The sequence below is a fragment of the Marinobacter bohaiensis genome (genome assembly GCF_003258515.1).
In the GTDB taxonomy this organism is placed as follows: domain Bacteria; phylum Pseudomonadota; class Gammaproteobacteria; order Pseudomonadales; family Oleiphilaceae; genus Marinobacter_A; species Marinobacter_A bohaiensis.
This window is the reverse complement of the sequence record NZ_QGEH01000003.1, coordinates 16,020-34,459: the sequence shown is the minus strand read 5'-3', so window position 1 is coordinate 34,459 and position 18,440 is coordinate 16,020. Positions and strand designations below refer to the sequence as shown.

Sequence of the window (18,440 nt, the reverse complement as noted above, 5' to 3'; positions counted from 1 at the left end):
GCTTTGTTGTGCAGCCGCTATCGGCTGGCACGTTTGATGTAGTCTTCCGGGTTCTGGCTCTTGCCGTTGCGCCTCACCTCGAAGTGCACATGCGGGCCTGTCGAGCGCCCGGTGCTTCCCATCAGGGCAATCAACTGGCCTTTCTGGACCACGTCGCCGACCTTGACCTTGACGGTCTTGCAGTGACCGTAACGGGTCACCAGGCCATCACCGTGGTCGATCTCCACCAGATTACCGTAACCATAACGATCCCCGGCCCAGGTGACGACGCCGGCCGCCACGGCAATGATGTCGCTGCCTTCCTTACCGGCCAGGTCAACGCCGTCGTGCCACGTGCGTTTGCCGGTGAAGGGATCTGAACGATAGCCATAACGGGAAGACAGCCAGCCCCAGGTAATGGGCCGACCGGCCACAAAGCGTTCGTCCTCGATGCGCTCCTGGGACAGGAGCTGGTCGAGCAGGCGCAATTGCTGTTCGCGGTCGCCGATACGTTCGTCGAGCTGGTCGATCATGGCGCTCAGTTCCGGGGCACCGTAGCTTTCCCCGTCACCAGGTTCCTCCGGACCACCAACAGCCGGGGCCTGATCAAAATCGAATTCGCCGTTGTCCAGATGCGCGGATTCAACGAGCCGCTGGCCCAGGGCATCCAGGCGCAGCAGGCGACCCTGCATCTGGCCCAGGCGCAGGGTCAGGGCATCGACCTGCTGACCGGTGGTTTCACGCACACGGGTCAGGGCATCGGCCTGCTCATGGATGCGCGCCTCCCAATTCCGGATCAACGACGGCGACGCACCGTAGGCCACGGGCTCGGGCGCAACGGCACCAAGCTGGTAACCCGCCCAGCCAACGCCACCGATGACAGCGCTCGTCAGCACCAGCAGACACGCTACAACCGGCATATTAAGCCGAACCGAACGGGACTTGCCCGGATTCTTGCCGACGAAAATAATGTTCATAGTTACACGATCACTTATCGGAACCACCCGGCTCACGCCCTGAGCCGCATGGTGATCATCAACAATCCTGCCGGACGTCCATATCCGGATTGCAGAGCATAGCCGCGGTGCTATCATCCACTGGACGGCTTTCGCTCCGTCAATCCACTCGTCGAAGGGTGTTGCAAAAGCGACGGCATGCCCACTGCTCCAGCGCTTGTCATCACTCCGCCGTTTTGCTGCGACACCTTTGGAACACCCTCTTCGGGCAGGATGACAACACTCGTCACCCCCGGGAAAAGCGGGCCATGAAAAGTTATCCCCAAGATTACAGCCAGTTTAATACAGGGCTGCATCCACAAACCGTGCCAAATAGTAACCAATCGTAACGGGCGACGTCGAGTTCCTGTGGCCTTACAATACACAAGCGACCCGCGACCACGGACATCGAGCTCACGACAACCGGCTGGACACTGATGAGACGCAAGACCAACCTTTCCCTGGAACCCAGCGATACCCGGCACCCCCCGAACCTGCGCCGTTTACTCGCCCATGCGGAAGTGCACCGGCGAGCCGAGCAAGTCGTGCTTCACGCGCTGCCGGACAACCTGCGGAACCACTGCCGGTTCCTCAGCTATCACGACGGCGACCTGGCCCTGTCTGCGGAAAGCAGCATGACCGCCAGTCAGCTTCGTCTGCGTCAGCGTGAAATTCTCGAGGTGCTGCGGAAGGAACCGGACTTCCAGCACGCCTGGCGCCTGAAAGTGAAGGTGGCACCGCCCCGCCCCAAGCGGAAGCCGGTGTACCAGAAGGAAGCCTTGAGCAAAGAAAATGCCCGGCTCCTGGATCAGGAGGCCGGGCATACGAAGGACGAAGGTTTACGCGAAGTTCTCGAAAAACTGTCTCGTCACGTCAAGGACTGAGCGTCCTGCTCAGCCCTGTGCCACGAGTACCGGCTTGAGGTAGGAAATCGGAGCCGTGGCTTCGTCGTCGAAGGTCACCACTTCCCACGCATCCTCTTCCGCCAGCAGTTTACGCAGCAGCCTGTTGTTCAGGTCGTGCCCGGACTTCAGTCCACGGAACTCACCGATCAGGCTGTTGCCCAGCTGGTACAGGTCGCCAATGGCGTCCAGAACCTTGTGCTTGACGAACTCATCTTCGTAACGCAAGCCGTCTTCGTTCAGGATTTTGTAGTCGTCAACGACGATCGCGTTGTCAACACTGCCACCCAGCGCCAGATTCATGGAGCGCAACTTCTCGATATCACGCACGAACCCGAAAGTCCGGGCACGACTGACTTCCTTCACGAAGGACGTGCTGGAAAAGTCGACCGTGGCGTACTGGGCGCGGCCCTTGAAGACCGGATGATCGAAGTCGATGCCGAAGCTGACCTTGAAGCCCTCGAACGGCAGGAACGTCGCCTTCTTGTCGCCGTCCTCGACGCTTACTTCCCGCTTGATGCGGATAAAGCGCTTCGCCGCGTCCTGCTCGGCAATGCCCGCCGACTGCAGAAGGAAGACGAAAGGACCAGCACTGCCGTCCATGATGGGTACTTCGGCGGCACTCAGCTCGACATAACAGTTGTCGATGCCCAGCCCGGCCATCGCGGACAACAGGTGCTCAACAGTGGCAACCCGGACACCGTCCTTGACCAGCGTCGTGGACAGCATCGTTTCACCGACGTTTTCAGCGTACGCCTTGATCTCGGCAACCGGATCCAGGTCCGTTCTCCGAAATACGATTCCAGTATCAACCGGCGCAGGCTTGAGCGTCAGATAGACTTTCTCACCCGAGTGCAAACCGACCCCGGTCGCACGGATGGTGTTTTTAAGCGTACGTTGTCTAATCATCGTACAAAAATCCGTCACAAAAGTTATCTATCATTCGGGTAAAAACTGCGCGCAGCTTACCAGAAAGACCAACTGAACACCATTTAACCAGCCTTTAATAACACTAGGCTATGGCTATGACCTTTCTAGATTCTCTCTATTCTATCCCGAATCCCTATTGAGACAGTTTATCAGTCAGCCTGGCGACGCAGGAATGCGGGAATATCGAGATAGTCGACACTCTGCTCATCCCCTTCACGCTCCTGGTCAACCGCCACGTTGCCATTGGCAACAGCTCGGCGGCGCAGTACGGCCGGGCGATCCAGCTGGTGATAGTCTGTCTTGCCGTCCAGTGTCCTTGTGTTGTCCACCACTTTGGTCGGTTTCTCGCGATCACCGCCCAAACCGGTGGCGACCACAGTCACCTTCAGCTCATCGGTCATTTCGGGGTCGATCACGGTGCCGACAACCACGGTCGCGGCGTCAGAGGCAAATTCGCGGACAATGTCGCCCACTTCGGAAAATTCGCCCAGGTTGAGGTCCATACCTGCAGTAATGTTAACCAGGATACCCTTGGCGCCCTGCAGGTTGATGTCTTCCAGCAGCGGGCTGCGAACGGCGGCTTCGGCGGCTTCGCGGGCGCGGTTTTCTCCGGTGGCCCGGGCCGTGCCCATCATGGCCATGCCCATTTCCGACATGACGGTTTTCACGTCGGCAAAGTCGACGTTGATCATACCGTTGCGGGTGATCAGGTCGGCAATGCCCTGAACGGCGCCCAGCAACACGTCGTTAGCGGCTGCAAAAGCATCGAGAAGACTAGTCTTCTTGCCCATAACAGCAAGCAGTTTTTCGTTAGGAATCGTAATCAGCGAGTCGACGCTGTCTTCCAGGTCTTTCAGGCCCGCCTCGGCCACGGTCATGCGCTTGCCGCCCTCGAAGGTAAACGGCTTGGTCACGACGGCAACGGTAAGGATACCCAGTTCACGGGCCACTTCCGCCACAATCGGCGCGGCGCCCGTCCCGGTACCGCCACCCATACCGGCGGTAATAAAGACCATATCAGCGCCCTGCAGCGCTTCGGCGATACGGTCGCGGTCTTCCAGAGCCGACTGGCGCCCCACTTCGGGGTTGGCACCGGCACCCAGGCCCTTGGTGATGTTGCCTCCAAGTTGAATGACCTGCTTGGCGCCCATATCGGCGAGCGCCTGGGCATCGGTATTGGCGCAGATAAAATCCACACCCTCGATGTCGCTGGTCAGCATGTGACGTACGGCGTTGCCGCCACCACCACCGACACCAATGACTTTTATAACCGCGTTTTGCTGAACATTATCGACAAGTTCGAACATTTCCCCTACTCCTTCGTTTTCGTTCCGGCCTTCGCTGACCGGTATTTTTCGAGAGACCTTCGTTTGTGTTGGCCGGCGTTACCGGCCCGGCCACGGGTGACCGGTTCTCAGAAATTCCCTGTGAACCAGTTCTTCATGCGCTCAAACAGCGAGGGGGCATCCTCCTGCTTGAGCACGGGTCCCTTACCCAGGTCCATCTGGCGGAACCCGTGTATCAACAACCCAACCCCCGTGGCATAGATCGGGTTATTGACTACATCGGTCATACCGGACACGGCCTGCGGCGAGGCCAGCCGTACCGGCATGTGAAATATTTCCTCGGCCAGCTCCACCACGCCTTCCATGGTGGATGAGCCGCCGGTGATCACGATGCCGGCGGGGATCATCTCTTCGAAACCGGAGCGGCGCAGTTCGGCCTGAACCAGCGTGAAAAGTTCCTCGTAGCGCGGCTCGACCACTTCGGCCAACGCCTGGCGCGAGAGATCCCGCGGCGCCCGCTCGCCGACGCTGGGAACCTTGATGGTCTCGTCGGCACCGGCCAGTTGCGTCAGCGCGCAGGCATACTTGATCTTGATTTCCTCAGCGTTCTGCGTCGGCGTGCGCAGGGCCATGGCGATGTCATTGGTCACCTGGTCGCCGGCGATGGGGATCACGGCGGTGTGACGGATGGCCCCACCGGTGAAGACCGCGATATCGGTCGTCCCGCCACCGATGTCGACCACGCATACGCCCAGTTCCTTCTCGTCCTCGACCAACACGGCATGGCTGGACGCCAGTTGCTCCAGGATCACGTCGTCCACATCCAGACCGCAGCGTCGCACGCACTTCTCGATGTTCTGGGCGGCGTTCACGGCGCAGGTCACCAGGTGAACCTTGGCCTCCAGACGGACACCCGACATACCCAGGGGTTCCTTGATGCCCTCCTGGTTATCGATGACGAACTCCTGGGGCAGAATGTGCAGCACCTTCTGGTCGGCTGGAATCGCCACCGCCTGGGCCGCGTCGATCACCCGGTCGATATCCGCCTGGGTCACTTCCCGGTCGCGGATCGCCACGATGCCGTGGGAGTTGAGACTGCGGATGTGACTGCCGGCAATACCCGCGTAAACGGAATGGATACGGCATCCGGCCATCAGCTCGGCTTCCTCGACGGCCCGCTGGATGGCGTTGACGGTGGTTTCGATGTTGACCACCACACCCCGCTTGAGACCGCGGGACGGGTGCGAACCGATGCCCACGATTTCGATCGTGCCGTCCAGTTTGCGCTTGCCGACAATGGCCACCACTTTCGAGGTGCCAATATCCAGGCCGACAATCATGTTTTCCGTTTCAACCCCTGACATGTGCTTCACTCACCGGATGAATGGTCTATGAATTTTTCTCAGGCGCTTTCTCAAGCGTCTTCCAGCGCACCGCCACGCCATTGGTGTAGCGCGCGTCGATACGTTCCACCTGGTCAGCCCGGCTGACCAGCTTCTTCTCGTATACCGTCAGGAACCGTTCGAACCGGTTCTCGACGTGGTCCCGCCCGAGCGCGACCTCGATGCCGTTGCTCATGTGCAGTGTCCAGGCGCCGCGTTTTTCCAGCGTCAGCCCGGCAAAGCCGATCTTGCGCTCATGCAGCATCTTCGCCATTTGCCGCGCCCGGGCCATGACTTCGTCGATGCGGTCATCCGGCCCGGCCAGATGCGGCAGTGCGCCTGCCACCTCCGGGTTGGCCGGTTCAAAGACGTGCCCCGAATGCCCGATGATCTCGTCATCGTTCCAGTAGGCCAGCGGCTTTTCCTCGCGGATGTCGACGGCCAACTGGTCCGGCCAGACCCGCCGTACGGCGGCCGAATCAACCCAGGGCTCACGCTCCACGGTCCGCTTGACGTCTTCCAGATCCGTGGCAAAAAAGCTGCGTCCGATCAATCCTTTGAGATCAGCCCGCAGGCGGGTCTTGTCCAGACCCTGAAAATCCCCTTCCACCTGAATGTCGACGATCTGGCGGTCCATGGCATTCAGCGCGGCGCCGGTAGCCCAGGGCACCAGCCCCGCCAGCACCAGCACCATCGCACCCAGTGACAACTGAACCCAGGGCAGCACCCGCAGCCATTCCCAGAGCAGCGCCAGCGGATTGAACCGCTCGCGTTCCGGCTCCAGGGATGACGCTCCCCGCCGCCGGGGCGGCTCTGGGGGCTGGCGCATGCGCAGGTTCAGTCGGTCATGCATCGGCGTCCTCCAGCGTGTCCGACAGGATGCGGACCACCAGCTCCTCGAAACTGAAGCCGGCAGCGCGGGCCGCCATCGGCACCAGACTGTGGTCCGTCATTCCGGGCACCGTGTTGACTTCCAGCACCCAGAATTCACCGTCATCGTCCTGCATGACATCGACCCGGCCCCAGGTCTGGCAATCCAGCACCCGGAACGCGTCCAGCGCCAGATGCTGCAGGCGCAGCTCGTCATCCGGCGCCAGGCCGCAAGGCACCCGGTACTGGGTGTCGTTGCTCAGGTACTTGGCGTCGTAGTCATAGAACACGTGATCGGTGCTCAGACCGATCGCCGGCAGCGCCCGTCCCTGCAGGACGCTCACCGTAAACTCCGGGCCCTCGACCCATTCCTCCACCAGCACCAGCGGGTCGTGCTCGCTGGCCACACGGTAGGCCTCGATCAACTCGTCCCGGCTGGTCACCTTGCGAATACCGATGCTGGAGCCTTCACGCGAGGGCTTGACGCTCAACGGCAGGCGCAGCGACCGCAGCAGGTCATCGGCCTCCCGCTCGCCGGCCATGGCGCGGAAGCGGGGCGTCTTCAATCCGCACCCTTCCAGCACGTACTTGGTACGCAGCTTGTCCATCGCCAGCGCCGAGGCCATCACGCCGCTGCCGGTATAGGGAACGCCCGCCTCCGACAGGATGGCCTGGATCGTCCCGTCCTCGCCGCCGCGACCGTGCAGGGCGATGAACACCCGGTCGTAATCCCCCGGGCGCACCACATCGAGCAGGCTGCCCTGGACGTCGACGCCATAGGCATCCACGCCGGCCGCGATCAGCGCATTGAGCACCGCCTCTCCGCTCTTCAGGGATACCGCCCGTTCCGCCGAATCGCCGCCCATCAGCACCGCCACTCGGCCCAGCGCCTTGAGCAGGTCCGGATCGGCCTGGTAGTTGGTGACGGCGTTCATGCGCCACCTCCGCCAACGAAGCCGGATTTGGACAGGCGTGCAGCCAGCCCGCCGATATCACCAGCACCCTGGGTAAACAGGACATCGCCGTCCTTGAGCGTGCGTGACAGTAACCGGTTGATGTCGTCGTCTTTTTCCACGAACACCGGTTCTACATTGCCCCGCTGGCGGATGCTGCGGCACAGGCTGCGGCCATCCGCGCCCGGAATGGCGGGTTCCCCGGCGGCATAGACGTCCATCAGCAGCAGCGCGTCCACGTCGGACAGCACCTTGACGAAATCCTCGTAGAGATCCCGGGTACGGCTATAGCGATGCGGTTGATACAGCATGACCAGCCGCCGGTCCGGCCAGGCCTCGCGAGCGGCACGGATGATCGCGCCGACTTCCGTGGGGTGGTGGCCGTAATCGTCCACCAGCGTCACTGAGCCGTCGGCGATCGGGTAGTCGCCGTACACCTGGAAACGGCGTCCGACACCGGCAAAGCCCGCCAGCCCGGCAGTAATGGCCGAGTCGTCGACTCCTTCGTCACTGGCGACCGCAATCGCTGCCAGCGCGTTCAGCACGTTGTGCCGGCCGGGCATGCGCAGCGACACCTTGAGGTCGGACCGGCCACCCGGGCGCTTGACCAGGAAGTGGGTGCGCAAACCGTCGGACTGGATGTCCACCGCCCGGTAGTCGGCGCTCTCGTCGTCGATCCCGTAAGTGATGATGGCCCGTGAGATGCGCGGGGTAATTTCGCGCACGTAGGCATCGTCACTGCACATCACCGCCACGCCGTAGAACGGCAGGTTGTGGAGGAAGTCGACGAAGGTCTGCTTCAGCTTCTCCAGGTCGTTGCCGTAGGTGTGCATGTGGTCGGCTTCGATGTTGGTGACCACGGAAATCACCGGCGTCAGGTGCAGGAACGAGGCATCGCTCTCGTCCGCTTCCGCCACCAGGTAACGCGACCCGCCCAATTGGGCATTGGTGCCGGCGCTGTTGAGCTTGCCGCCAATAACGAAAGTCGGGTCCAGACCGCCCTCGCCCAGGATCGAGGCGATCAGGCTGGTCGTCGTGGTCTTGCCGTGGGTGCCGGCAACCGCAATGCCGTGGCGATAGCGCATGATTTCCGCCAGCATCTCGGCACGGGGCACGATCGGTACCCGACGCTCCCGCGCCGCGGCCACTTCCGGGTTGTCCGACTGAACGGCGGTGGACACCACCACCACGTCGGCGTCGGCACTGTTCTGCGCCTCGTGGCCGATGAAGATCTGCACCCCGAGGCCTTTCAGGCGCTCAGTGACAGCGCCGGCCTTGAGGTCCGAGCCGGAAACCTCGTAACCCTGGTTATGCAGGACTTCGGCAATGCCACACATACCGGCGCCACCGATGCCCACGAAGTGGATCCGGCGGATACGGCGCATCTCAGGCACCTGATAAACCAGCGGCGGATTGGTCGATTCAGCCATGGGCCGCCTCCAGACAATAGTTCACAACTCGCTCCGTAGCGTCGGCGCGGGCCAGGGACCGCGCGGCTTCCGCCAATGCCACAACCTGGTTGCGGTCATCGAGCAGGCCGCTCAGCGTTTCGGCCAGCACCTCGTCAGTCAGTTTGTCCTGCGGGATCAGCATCGCGGCTCCCGCCTGTACCATCTGCTGGCCGTTCAGCGTCTGGTGATCGTCAACGGCGTGGGGGAACGGCACCAGGATAGCGCCCAGCCCCACCGCGCAAAGTTCCGCGATGGTCAGAGCTCCGGCGCGGCACAGCACCACGTCTGCCCATCTGTAGGCTTCGGCCATATCCTGGATAAACGGCTCCAGGCTGGCCTCGACACCCGCCTCCCGATAGCAGGCTTCGGTGTCTTCGAGATTGCGCGTGCCGCACTGGTGACGCACGGTCATCCGATCCGCCCCCAACTGAGCCAGCACGCGCGGCACGGTTTCGTTGATGGCCCGAGCGCCAAGGCTGCCGCCGAGCACCAGCAGACGTAGCGGCCCCTGCCGGCCGTTAAAGCGTGGCCCGGGGGCTTCCATCGTCGCCAGATCGCCACGCACTGGGTTGCCGGTGTAGCGGGTCACCACGTCCTGTCCAAAGCTACCGGGAAAGGCCTCCATGACCGTCTTGGCAAAACGCGCCAGAATACGGTTAGTCATCCCGGCAATGGCGTTCTGCTCGTGCACCAGCAGGGGGGTGCGGGTCAGCCAGGCGGCCATGCCGCCCGGACCGGTGACGAAACCACCCATGCCAATCACGCAATCGGGACGGATCCGGCGAACGATCCCCAAAGCCTGCCCCAGCGCACGCACCAGACGGAACGGCGCCGTTACCAGCGCCAGACGGCCCTTACCTCGCAGGCCGGAGACCGAAATCGTGGCCATGGGGATATCCGTCTCGCTGATCAGGCGCTCTTCCATCCCGCCTTTCGAGCCCAGCCAGAACACTTCATGCCCCTGCTCCTGCAGACGCCGGGCCGTCGCCAGCGCGGGAAACACGTGACCGCCGGTACCGCCGGCCATCACCAGGAAACGCTTAGTCGTCATAACGGGCGCCCCCCTTTCGCTTCGGTTTGCCGTCGTTCTTCTGTTCGAGGGCATCCAGCCGTTCCATTTCGATCCGTGCCAGTACTCCGATGCACACGCAGGTGGCCAGCAGGCTGCTGCCACCGTAGCTGACCAGCGGCAGGGTCAAACCCTTGGTGGGCAGCAGCCCGGTGTTGACCGCGATATTGATCGCCGCCTGCAGACCGATCAGCAGCGTCAGGCCATAACCGAAACAGGAAGCGAACGGCATTCCCGCCTGCTCCGCCTGCCGGGAAATCTTCAGCCCGACCCAGACCAGCAGACCGAACAGCGCCAGGATGGCCAGCGATCCGGCCAGACCGAATTCCTCGGCGATGATGGCGAAGATAAAATCGGTGTGGGCCTCAGGCAGGTAGAAAAGCTTCTGCACCGAATTGCCCAACCCGACGCCAAACCACTCGCCGCGCCCGAAAGCGATCAGCGACTGGGTCAGCTGGTAACCGGTATCGAACTGGTCCTGCCAGGGATCCAGGTAGGACACCACCCGTTTCAGCCGGTACGGCTGAAACACGACCAGCGCCGCGCCCACTGCCACACACACCGCAATCAGCGGCAGGAAACGACTCAGGCGCACGCCGGACAGGAAAATCATGCCCAGTGCCGCCGTCATCAGCACCACCGTGGCGCCGAAATCCGGCTCGGTCACCAGCAGCACCGACGCGATGGCCAGCACGATGACCGGCTTGAGGAACCCCAGCCAGGTGTTGACCAGCTCGTCCCGACGACGCACCACGTAGCCGGCGAGGTATGCGATCAGACAGATCTTGGCCACTTCCGATACCTGCACGTTGAACAGGCCCAGCGGAATCCAACGGGTCGACCCGTTCACCGTGCGGCCCAGCGGCGTCAGTACCAGCGCCAGGACCAGCAGGCCCACCCCCAGCAACAGCCAGCCGCTGCGCGACCACCAGCTCAGCGGCACATTGGCCACCGCGAGGCACAGCAACGCGCCCATGATCGCGTAGACGAACTGCCGGCCCAGGTAATAGAAGGCGGAGCCGGTGTTCTGGGCCGCGGTATCCATAGAGGCAGAGCCGATCATGACCACACCGATCAGCAACAGGCCGACCGCGCTAAAGATCAGTAGCGGCAAGGGCTGCAGCGACAAGCCGTTGGGACGGAGGGCCAGTGCTCGATTCATGACAGCGCCTCCACCCGTTCGATAAAGGCTGCCCCGCGCGCCTCATAGTTGCGGAACATGTCCAGGCTGGCACAAGCCGGTGACAGCAGAACCCGGTCACCCTTAAGGGCCTGGGCCGCCGCGACATCGACGGCCTCGGCCAGATCCGCCGCACGGGTCACCACGACCGCACCGTCCAGAGCCTGCTCCAGACGTTCCGCGTCCTTGCCGAAGACCACGACACCGCGGCAGCGCCTGCCGGCGGCATCCCGCAGCGGGCCGAAATCGGCGCCCTTGCCGTCGCCGCCGGCGATCAGGACCAGTTGCCCCTCGGCCGGCGCCAGACTTTCGAGTGCGGCAACGGTGGCGCCCACATTCGTGCCCTTGGAATCGTTGATGTAATCCACGCCGTTGACCGAGCGCACGAACTCACAGCGATGCGGCAGGCCGCGGAACGAACGGGCGGCCTTCAACATGGCGTCCATCGGCAGTCCGGCGCAATCGCCCAAGGCCAACGCCGCCATGACGTTGAGCAGATTGTGGCGGCCGATCAGCTTCAGCTCATCGGCGGGAATCAGGTTGTCGAAGCCGTAGGTAATCCAGAGCTGCCCCTCATCCTCACGCAAGCTGAAGGTTTCCGGATTGATCCGGTGCTCGCCATAGCAGCGGAACGTCAGATTGTCCCGGGCCATCGGCTGGCTCAGGGCGTCGTCCAGATTGATCACAGCCTTGCGGCAGCCGTTGTAGATGCGCTGCTTGGCCTGGAAATAGGCCATCTTCGTCGGGTAACGATCCATGTGATCGTCGGTGACATTGAGGATGGTCGCCGCCTCGGCGCCCAGTTCCCCGGTGGTCTCCAACTGGAAACTGGACAGTTCGAGCACGTACAGCTCGACGTCGTCCGCCAGCAAATCCAGAGCCGGTGTACCGATGTTGCCACCGACCGCCACCCGGACGCCGGCTTCCCGCGCCATCTCACCCACCAGGGTGGTGACGGTGGTCTTGCCGTTGGAGCCGGTGATGGCGACGATAGGCGCCCGGGCCGCCTCGCTGAAGAGGTCAATATCGCCCCGGATCTGGGCACCCCTTTCCCGTGCCCGGGCGATCACCGGTGTCTCGACGCTCAGGCCGGGACTGACGATCAGCTCGTTGTAGCCGGCGAAGAACTCGGGGTCGAAATCGCCACATTTCACCGTGACGTCGGGATACTGCTCGCGCAGCTCTGCCAGCCCCGGCGGCTCGACGCGGGAATCGGCCACGGCGACAGACCGCCCCTGCCCATGCAGGTAGCGCACGCAGGAGAGCCCGGTCTTACCGAGCCCGACTACCAATGTGCGACGATCTGAAGCGATAACACTCATCGATTCACCTACGCCCTAGCGTATCTTCAACGTGGCCAGCCCGATCAGGACCAGCACGACGGTCACGACCCAGAAGCGCACGATCACGCGCGGCTCGGGCCAGCCTTTCAATTCAAAGTGATGGTGCAGCGGCGCCATGCGAAAGATGCGGCGACCGGTCAGCCGGTATGACGCAACCTGCAGGATCACCGACACGGTCTCCATGACGAACACACCGCCCATGATGAACAGCACCAGTTCCTGGCGTACGATCACGGCGACCACGCCCAGCGCGGCGCCGAGGGCCAGGGCACCCACGTCTCCCATGAACACCTGTGCCGGATAGGTGTTGAACCAGAGAAACCCCAACCCGGCACCCACCAGGGACCCACAGAACACAATCAGCTCGCCACTGCCCGGCAGGTGCGGGATCAGCAAATAGGACGCGAACTCGGCGTGGCCGGACAGGTAGCAGAAAATCGCCAGCGCCGCGGCCACCATGACCGTAGGCATGATGGCCAGCCCGTCCAGGCCGTCGGTCAGGTTCACGGCATTACTGCTGCCGACGATCACGAAATAGGTCAGCAGAATGAAAGCCACCGGCCCCATCACCAGGCTTACGTTCTTGAAGAACGGCAGGAACAACGACGTCTCCTGCGGCAGTGAGGAGGAATAGAACAGGGCCACCGCGGCGCCCGCACCGATCACGGACTGCCAGAAGTACTTCCAGCGTGCCGGCAACCCGCGCGGGTTACGCTCCACCACCTTGCGATAGTCATCGACCCAGCCGATGGCGCCGAACAACAGTGTCACCAGCAGGGTGACCCAGACATAGCGGTTGGTCAGGTCCGCCCACAGCAGGGTGCTGATGGCGATCGCCACCAGGATCAGGGAGCCGCCCATGGTGGGCGTGCCGGCCTTGCTCAGATGGGTCTGGGGACCGTCATCACGAACCGCCTGACCGATCTGGTACTGCCCCAGCTTGCGAATCATGGTCGGGCCGATAATCAGCGAAATCAGCAGCGCCGTGAGCACGCCGAGAATGCCGCGCAGGGTCAGGTAACGGAAAACCGTCAGTTCATCAAAATACTGTGCCAGGAAGTCTGTCAGCCAGAGCAACATCAGCTATTCACCTTCTTTATTAATGCCCTGACCACGTTATCCATGGCAGAACTGCGAGATCCTTTAACCAGAACGGTTGCGGGTGGATGCACCTCCGTCGACAGCCACTCGGCCGCCTCGTCGTGAGTGGCAAAGACCCGGGCGGCAGGCCCGAAGCCCTTCACGTACCCGTCGACGCCGTCGCCGACCAACACCAGCTGAGCAATGCCCAGGCGGGCGGCGAGGGCGCCCACTTCCCGATGCAGCGATTCAGCGTCGGCCCCCAGCTCGGCCATCTGCCCCAGCACGGCCACCGATTCGCCATCCTGCTCGGCTACGTACTCAATGGCGGCCTTCATGGAGGTGGGATTGGCGTTATAACTGTCATCCACCAGATTGACGCCGGACTGTAACGCAATCTTCTCCAGACGACCTTTAACGGGTTTTAATTCAGTCAGGCCGCGATAGATGGCCTCATCGGACACGCCCATCTCCCGGGTCGCGGCAATGGCCATCATGGCGTTAACCAGGTTGTGCTCTCCGGGCAGGTTCAGGCGCACCGGGCAAAGCCAGCCATCCGCCCCCACCACGTCGAACACCACCGCGCCATCTTCAGCACGAACATTACGATAGTGATAGTCGACGCCATTTTCCCCGGACTTGCCGACCGCCAGCACGCGACGCTCGCCCGCCCGGGCCCGCCATGTAGCGCAGGCCGGATCATCGGCATTGAGGATCACCGCGCCATCGAACGGGACGCCGTCGATGATTTCGCCCTTGGCCTGGACGATGTTCTGGTAACTGCCGAAGCCTTCCAGGTGTGCCTCACCGGCGTTAGTGATGATGGCCACGTCCGGCCGCGCAAGATTCACCGTGTAGGCAATCTCGTTCAGTCCGCTGGCGCCCAGCTCGATCACGGCGTAACGGTGTTGCGGGGCGAGCCGGAACAGGGTCATCGGAACGCCGATGTGATTGTTCAGGTTGCCCTGGGTCGCCAGTGTTTCACCGGCCTGCCGCAGGATCGCCGCCAGCATTTCCTTGACGGTGGTCTTGCCACTGCTGCCGGTCACCGACACACAGCGAACCGGGCTCGCCAGACGGTTCCCCAAGGCCAGCTTCCCGAGGGCCTGGACCGTGTCGTCCACACACAGCTGCGGAGCCTTGATGCCTTCCTGCAGGGAGTCGACAACCACACCGACAGCACCGGCGTCGATGGCCTGCTGCAGGTACTGGTGCCCGTCAAACCGGTCGCCGCGCAGGGCCACGAACAGGTCGCCTGGTTGCAGGGTCCGGGTATCGGTCGACACGCCGCGATACTCCACCGCCGAGGCCATGGGATTGGCTCCGATCATTTCAGCGGCATCCCGCAGGGTGAAAGCGTGCATCATGGCTGCGCCTCCCGGTCGACCAACGCCTGGCGAACCACGCCGGCGTCGCTGAAATCGAACCGCTCTCCCTGGATTTCCTGATAGGTTTCGTGCCCTTTGCCGGCCACCAGGATCACGTCACCGGGTTGCGCCTCGAAGACGGCCTGCCGGATGGCTTGCTCCCGATCATGCGCGATGGCCACACGCTCCGCCTCGCGGAAACCGGCCACGATGTCCCGCACAATGTGTTCGGGCGCTTCGCTGCGCGGGTTGTCGTCGGTCACAATCACCTGATCGGCAAACCGCTCCGCTTCGACCGCCATCTCCGGCCGCTTGCCGGCATCGCGATCGCCGCCGCATCCGAACACGCACCACAGCTGCCCCTCGACGTGGGGTTTGATGGCTTCCAGCGCGTTGTGCAGGGCGTCCGGCGTGTGGGCGTAGTCCACCACAACGCGCACGCCACCGGCTCCGGCAAAACTTTCCAGCCGCCCCGGGGGTGGCACCAGCCGCTGCACGGCCCGCTCAATGTCGTCCGGCGAAACGCCCAGCTGCAGAGCCGTTGCCACGGCCGCCAGCAGGTTGCTCACGTTAAACGTGCCCATCAATGGCGCCTGCAGGGTCAAGGCGCCCCACTTGCCGTCTACCGAGGCTTCGAAGCCATCGACATGGGCCTTCAAGGCTTTCAGCCAGAGCTCCGTCTGGGACTCGTGAAGGCTGTAGCGAATCAGATCCGCCTCGCCGGTCAGCTGCTCGTAGAGCTGACGGCCGAACGGGTCGTCGAAATTAAGCACGGCGAATTCAAGGCCGTCGCGACGGAACAGCAGGCTCTTGGCCTCGGCGTAGGCATCCATGCTGCCGTGATAGTCCAGGTGATCCCGGGTCAGGTTGGTCAGCACGCCACCGCGGATGTGAAGGTCGTCGATCCGCCCCTGATCCAGCGCGTGGGAGGAAACCTCCATCGCCACCGCTTTGCCACCCGATACGCGAATCCGGCGCAGGGCCTGATTGATGCGCACAACGTCCGGCGTGGTGTGGGTCGCTTCGGTCATCTGCCCGCCGATGCCATAGCCCAGCGTGCCAATCACCCCGCACTGGTGTCCGGCGGCACTGAGCAACTGGCTGATGTAATGGGTCACGGACGTCTTGCCATTGGTGCCGGTCACGCCGATGACATCCATCTCCTGCGACGGCGAGCCATAGAAGCGATCAGCGATGACACCCAGTTGCTGGCGCAGGTCCGCCACCGGCACGACCAGGATACCGGCGCGCTCATAGCACAAACGGGGCTCATCCACCTCCAGAAGGACCGCGACCGCTCCCGCTTCGGTGGCCTGATCCAGATAATGGTCAGCCGGCGTGCGAGCGCCGCGCAGGGCAGCAAAGGCATCACCGGAGCGTACTTCACGGCTGTCCGCCGTCAGCCCGTGCACCGTAACGTCGAATACGGAAGGCACATCGGCGATATCGGCAAGAAGGGATTGGAGAGATGTCATACACATGGCTTACCCCCGGCCTCCGGCCTGGCTATCGGGCTTGGATGCCAGTGACTTGTCATCGAGCTCCGGGCGCACGTTCAACAAGCGCAGCGCGTCACCCATGACCCGCGAGAAGACTGGTGCCGCAACTTCCCCTCCATAATACTCCCCGCCTTTGGGCGCATCGACGGCTACAACGCAGACGATACGGGGATTCTCCACCGGAGCGATGCCGGCAAAGATGGCCTTATACTCACTGTCTTCGTAACCGTTCGCGCCAACCAGGTGGACAGTACCGGTCTTGCCACCAGCCTCATAGAAACCGACACCGGCTCGCTTGCCCGTCCCCTCTTCAATCACCGCCTGGAGCATCTGGCGCACCTCGCCGGTTACCTTTTCGGAAATGATCCGCTGGCCCTGAGGCGGCTCATCGCGTTTCATCAGGCTCAACGGGTAGCGGACGCCACCGTTCGCCAGCACCATGTAGGCCTCGGCCAATTGCAGGGCGTTGACGCTCAGGCCGTAGCCGTAGGACAGGGCCGCCACTTCCACCGGCCGCCAGCGCGGCGGGGACGGCAGCACACCGACGGCCTCACCCGGGAAGCCAATCCCGGTGGCCTGACCCAGTCCGACGCTGAAGAACATGTCACGGATGGCATTGCCACCCAGTTTGGCCGCAACCTTGCTGATGCCGACGTTGCTGGACTTGGCGATGATGCCCTTGAGATCCAGCACGCCGTGGTTGCCGGTGTCGCGAATTGTGAACCGCCCAAAACGCAGATAACCCGGATTGGTATCGATCCGGGTTTCCGTAGTGACCACACCCGCCTGCAATGCGGCGGCAGCGGTTATGGGCTTTATGGTCGACCCGGGTTCGAACAAATCCGTAATAGCTTTGTTTCTCAGGTTTTTCGGATCCAGTTGGCTCCGGTCGTTGGGGTTATAGGACCCCTGGTTGACCATCGCCAGCACCTCGCCGGTGCCGGCATCAAGCATCACCAGCGTGCCTCCCCTGGCGTGGTGGGCCTGGACGACCGCTTTCAACTCTCGATAGGCCAGGTACTGAAGCCGCAAATCCAGGCTCAACTCGAGGTTCTGGCCGGGCCGGGCATCTTTGACCAGACTCAGGTCCTTGATGATGTGGCCACGCCGGTCCTTGAGCACCCGCTTGCTGCCGCGCTCGCCGCTGAGGTAGTCGTTGTAGGCCAGCTCAATGCCTTCCTGCCCCTGCTCATCGATATTGGTAAAGCCCACAACGTGAGCGGTCACTTCTCCGGCGGGGTAGTAACGACGGTACTCACGACGACTGTAGATGCCGGCAATATCCAGCCCCATGACCTGGCGCGCCAGGGCCGGCTGAACCTTGCGACGGACATAGATGAACTCACGACCGGCATAGCGCTTCAGACGTGAACGCAGACGACCCTCACTGATACCGAGCATCCGCGCCAGGGGTGTCAGGCGGGGATCGTCGGCATCCATCTCACTGGGATTGGCCCAAAGAGTCTGAACCGGCGTGCTAACCGCCAGCGGTTCGCCGTGGCGGTCGGTGATCATGCCGCGATGAGCGTCGATGGTTTCGCTGCGCACAGTCCGGACATCGCCCTGCTTGCGCAGGAAGTCCTGATCCACCACGTGGAGTTCGACGAGACGACCAGCCAACACCGCCATGACGACGAGAAAAACACCAAGCACAGACGCATGACGCCACGCCGAAAGCTTTGCCTTCAGCGTGGCCGTCACACCTTGTGTCGGTTTCTTCTCGGACACGGGTTATCCTGCTTCCGTCAGATTCAAGATTCGGGACTGCCTGGCACCAGGACGATATCCCGCTTGCCAGGCACCACCATGTTCATCCCCTGCGACGCCCGCGCCTCAACACGGCTGTGTGCGCTCAGGGCGCTCTGTTCCAGCAGCAGCTGGCTCCACTCTCGCTGGTAGCCGTCGCGCTGGGCCTGCAACTGCGCCAGATCGTTGAACAGCACCCGGTTTTCGTGAGCGCTGTAGACCACACCGACCGCCGATACGACCAGCGCGGTCGCCAGGCCGGCCGATACCAGCACGTGCCGCTGCCAGAGGCCGGCAAAGATACGGCGCGACAGCCGCAGCGCGGTGGTCACCCCAACCTTCACGGTATCCGGGCGCAGCTTGCTGCGTGTCTGAACTTCGGGGCGCTCGATGGTTACGGCGGCCATA

General features: G+C 62.8%; 16 protein-coding genes. 1 reads left to right on the top strand and 15 read right to left on the bottom strand.

Annotated elements, in window-relative coordinates:
* Window positions 1–17: 17 nt before the first annotated feature.
* Complete coding sequence (locus DKK67_RS14980; protein WP_111497317.1) at window positions 18–956, bottom strand: M23 family metallopeptidase; 939 nt, start codon at window positions 954–956, stop codon at window positions 18–20.
* A gap of 455 nt (window positions 957–1,411) precedes the next feature.
* Between DKK67_RS14980 and DKK67_RS14975 the strand changes: the two genes are divergently transcribed.
* On the top strand, window positions 1,412–1,858 hold the full coding sequence (locus DKK67_RS14975; RefSeq protein ID WP_111497316.1) for a DciA family protein: 447 nt from the start codon (window positions 1,412–1,414) through the stop codon (window positions 1,856–1,858).
* Between the two features lie 9 nt (window positions 1,859–1,867).
* On the opposite strand, the gene lpxC is transcribed toward DKK67_RS14975, so the two are convergent.
* From lpxC to ftsL, 14 genes are all read right to left on the bottom strand, one after another.
* Window positions 1,868–2,785, bottom strand: a complete 918-nt coding sequence (gene lpxC, locus DKK67_RS14970; protein WP_111497315.1) for a UDP-3-O-acyl-N-acetylglucosamine deacetylase — start codon at window positions 2,783–2,785, stop codon at window positions 1,868–1,870.
* A gap of 170 nt (window positions 2,786–2,955) precedes the next feature.
* Window positions 2,956–4,113 carry a cell division protein FtsZ gene (ftsZ, locus tag DKK67_RS14965; RefSeq protein ID WP_111497314.1) on the bottom strand — a complete coding sequence of 386 codons (1,158 nt, stop codon included), beginning with the start codon at window positions 4,111–4,113 and terminating at the stop codon, window positions 2,956–2,958.
* 107 nt (window positions 4,114–4,220) lie between these two features.
* Window positions 4,221–5,456: a cell division protein FtsA gene (gene ftsA, locus DKK67_RS14955; RefSeq protein ID WP_111497313.1), complete on the bottom strand. Its 1,236-nt coding sequence runs from the start codon at window positions 5,454–5,456 to the stop codon at window positions 4,221–4,223.
* Window positions 5,457–5,481: 25 nt separating this feature from the next.
* Window positions 5,482–6,327 carry a cell division protein FtsQ/DivIB gene (locus DKK67_RS14950; RefSeq protein WP_111497312.1) on the bottom strand — a complete coding sequence of 282 codons (846 nt, stop codon included), beginning with the start codon at window positions 6,325–6,327 and terminating at the stop codon, window positions 5,482–5,484.
* Window positions 6,320–7,279 (bottom strand): D-alanine--D-alanine ligase, encoded by a 960-nt coding sequence (locus DKK67_RS14945; RefSeq protein ID WP_111497311.1) that lies wholly within the window; start codon window positions 7,277–7,279, stop codon window positions 6,320–6,322. The genes DKK67_RS14950 and DKK67_RS14945 overlap by 8 nt, the downstream gene beginning before the upstream one ends.
* Window positions 7,276–8,727, bottom strand: coding sequence for a UDP-N-acetylmuramate--L-alanine ligase (murC, locus tag DKK67_RS14940; RefSeq protein WP_111497310.1), 1,452 nt, complete (start codon window positions 8,725–8,727; stop codon window positions 7,276–7,278). The genes DKK67_RS14945 and murC overlap by 4 nt, the downstream gene beginning before the upstream one ends.
* A complete protein-coding gene (murG, locus tag DKK67_RS14935) occupies window positions 8,720–9,799 on the bottom strand; it encodes an undecaprenyldiphospho-muramoylpentapeptide beta-N-acetylglucosaminyltransferase (protein WP_111497309.1) in 1,080 nt (359 codons plus the stop codon). The genes murC and murG overlap by 8 nt, the downstream gene beginning before the upstream one ends.
* Window positions 9,789–10,979 (bottom strand): putative lipid II flippase FtsW, encoded by a 1,191-nt coding sequence (gene ftsW / locus DKK67_RS14930; protein ID WP_111497308.1) that lies wholly within the window; start codon window positions 10,977–10,979, stop codon window positions 9,789–9,791. The genes murG and ftsW overlap by 11 nt, the downstream gene beginning before the upstream one ends.
* Window positions 10,976–12,319, bottom strand: coding sequence for a UDP-N-acetylmuramoyl-L-alanine--D-glutamate ligase (murD, locus tag DKK67_RS14925; RefSeq protein ID WP_111497307.1), 1,344 nt, complete (start codon window positions 12,317–12,319; stop codon window positions 10,976–10,978). Before murD ends, ftsW begins: the two co-directional genes overlap by 4 nt.
* Before the next feature lie 15 nt (window positions 12,320–12,334).
* A complete protein-coding gene (gene mraY, locus DKK67_RS14920) occupies window positions 12,335–13,420 on the bottom strand; it encodes a phospho-N-acetylmuramoyl-pentapeptide-transferase (protein ID WP_111497306.1) in 1,086 nt (361 codons plus the stop codon).
* Window positions 13,420–14,787, bottom strand: coding sequence for a UDP-N-acetylmuramoyl-tripeptide--D-alanyl-D-alanine ligase (locus DKK67_RS14915; RefSeq protein WP_111497305.1), 1,368 nt, complete (start codon window positions 14,785–14,787; stop codon window positions 13,420–13,422). Before DKK67_RS14915 ends, mraY begins: the two co-directional genes overlap by 1 nt.
* Window positions 14,784–16,268 (bottom strand): UDP-N-acetylmuramoyl-L-alanyl-D-glutamate--2,6-diaminopimelate ligase, encoded by a 1,485-nt coding sequence (locus DKK67_RS14910; RefSeq protein WP_111497304.1) that lies wholly within the window; start codon window positions 16,266–16,268, stop codon window positions 14,784–14,786. Before DKK67_RS14910 ends, DKK67_RS14915 begins: the two co-directional genes overlap by 4 nt.
* Window positions 16,269–16,271: 3 nt before the next feature.
* Window positions 16,272–18,014, bottom strand: a complete 1,743-nt coding sequence (locus tag DKK67_RS14905) for a peptidoglycan D,D-transpeptidase FtsI family protein (protein ID WP_228160669.1) — start codon at window positions 18,012–18,014, stop codon at window positions 16,272–16,274.
* A gap of 23 nt (window positions 18,015–18,037) precedes the next feature.
* Entirely contained in the window at window positions 18,038–18,439 is a 402-nt protein-coding gene (gene ftsL, locus DKK67_RS14900; protein ID WP_111497303.1) for a cell division protein FtsL, read from the bottom strand.
* Window position 18,440 lies beyond the last annotated feature (1 nt).

Bases quoted from the DNA above. Each gene is read 5' to 3' on its own strand.
- DKK67_RS14980 (WP_111497317.1), bottom strand. From the start codon at position 956: ATGAACATTATTTTCGTCGGCAAGAATCCGGGCAAGTCCCGTTCGGTT.
- DKK67_RS14975 (WP_111497316.1), top strand. From the start codon at position 1,412: ATGAGACGCAAGACCAACCTTTCCCTGGAACCCAGCGATACCCGGCAC.
- lpxC (WP_111497315.1), bottom strand. From the start codon at position 2,785: ATGATTAGACAACGTACGCTTAAAAACACCATCCGTGCGACCGGGGTC.
- ftsZ (WP_111497314.1), bottom strand. From the start codon at position 4,113: ATGTTCGAACTTGTCGATAATGTTCAGCAAAACGCGGTTATAAAAGTC.
- ftsA (WP_111497313.1), bottom strand. From the start codon at position 5,456: ATGTCAGGGGTTGAAACGGAAAACATGATTGTCGGCCTGGATATTGGC.
- DKK67_RS14950 (WP_111497312.1), bottom strand. From the start codon at position 6,327: ATGCATGACCGACTGAACCTGCGCATGCGCCAGCCCCCAGAGCCGCCC.
- DKK67_RS14945 (WP_111497311.1), bottom strand. From the start codon at position 7,279: ATGAACGCCGTCACCAACTACCAGGCCGATCCGGACCTGCTCAAGGCG.
- murC (WP_111497310.1), bottom strand. From the start codon at position 8,727: ATGGCTGAATCGACCAATCCGCCGCTGGTTTATCAGGTGCCTGAGATG.
- murG (WP_111497309.1), bottom strand. From the start codon at position 9,799: ATGACGACTAAGCGTTTCCTGGTGATGGCCGGCGGTACCGGCGGTCAC.
- ftsW (WP_111497308.1), bottom strand. From the start codon at position 10,979: ATGAATCGAGCACTGGCCCTCCGTCCCAACGGCTTGTCGCTGCAGCCC.
- murD (WP_111497307.1), bottom strand. From the start codon at position 12,319: ATGAGTGTTATCGCTTCAGATCGTCGCACATTGGTAGTCGGGCTCGGT.
- mraY (WP_111497306.1), bottom strand. From the start codon at position 13,420: ATGTTGCTCTGGCTGACAGACTTCCTGGCACAGTATTTTGATGAACTG.
- DKK67_RS14915 (WP_111497305.1), bottom strand. From the start codon at position 14,787: ATGATGCACGCTTTCACCCTGCGGGATGCCGCTGAAATGATCGGAGCC.
- DKK67_RS14910 (WP_111497304.1), bottom strand. From the start codon at position 16,268: ATGTGTATGACATCTCTCCAATCCCTTCTTGCCGATATCGCCGATGTG.
- ftsL (WP_111497303.1), bottom strand. From the start codon at position 18,439: ATGGCCGCCGTAACCATCGAGCGCCCCGAAGTTCAGACACGCAGCAAG.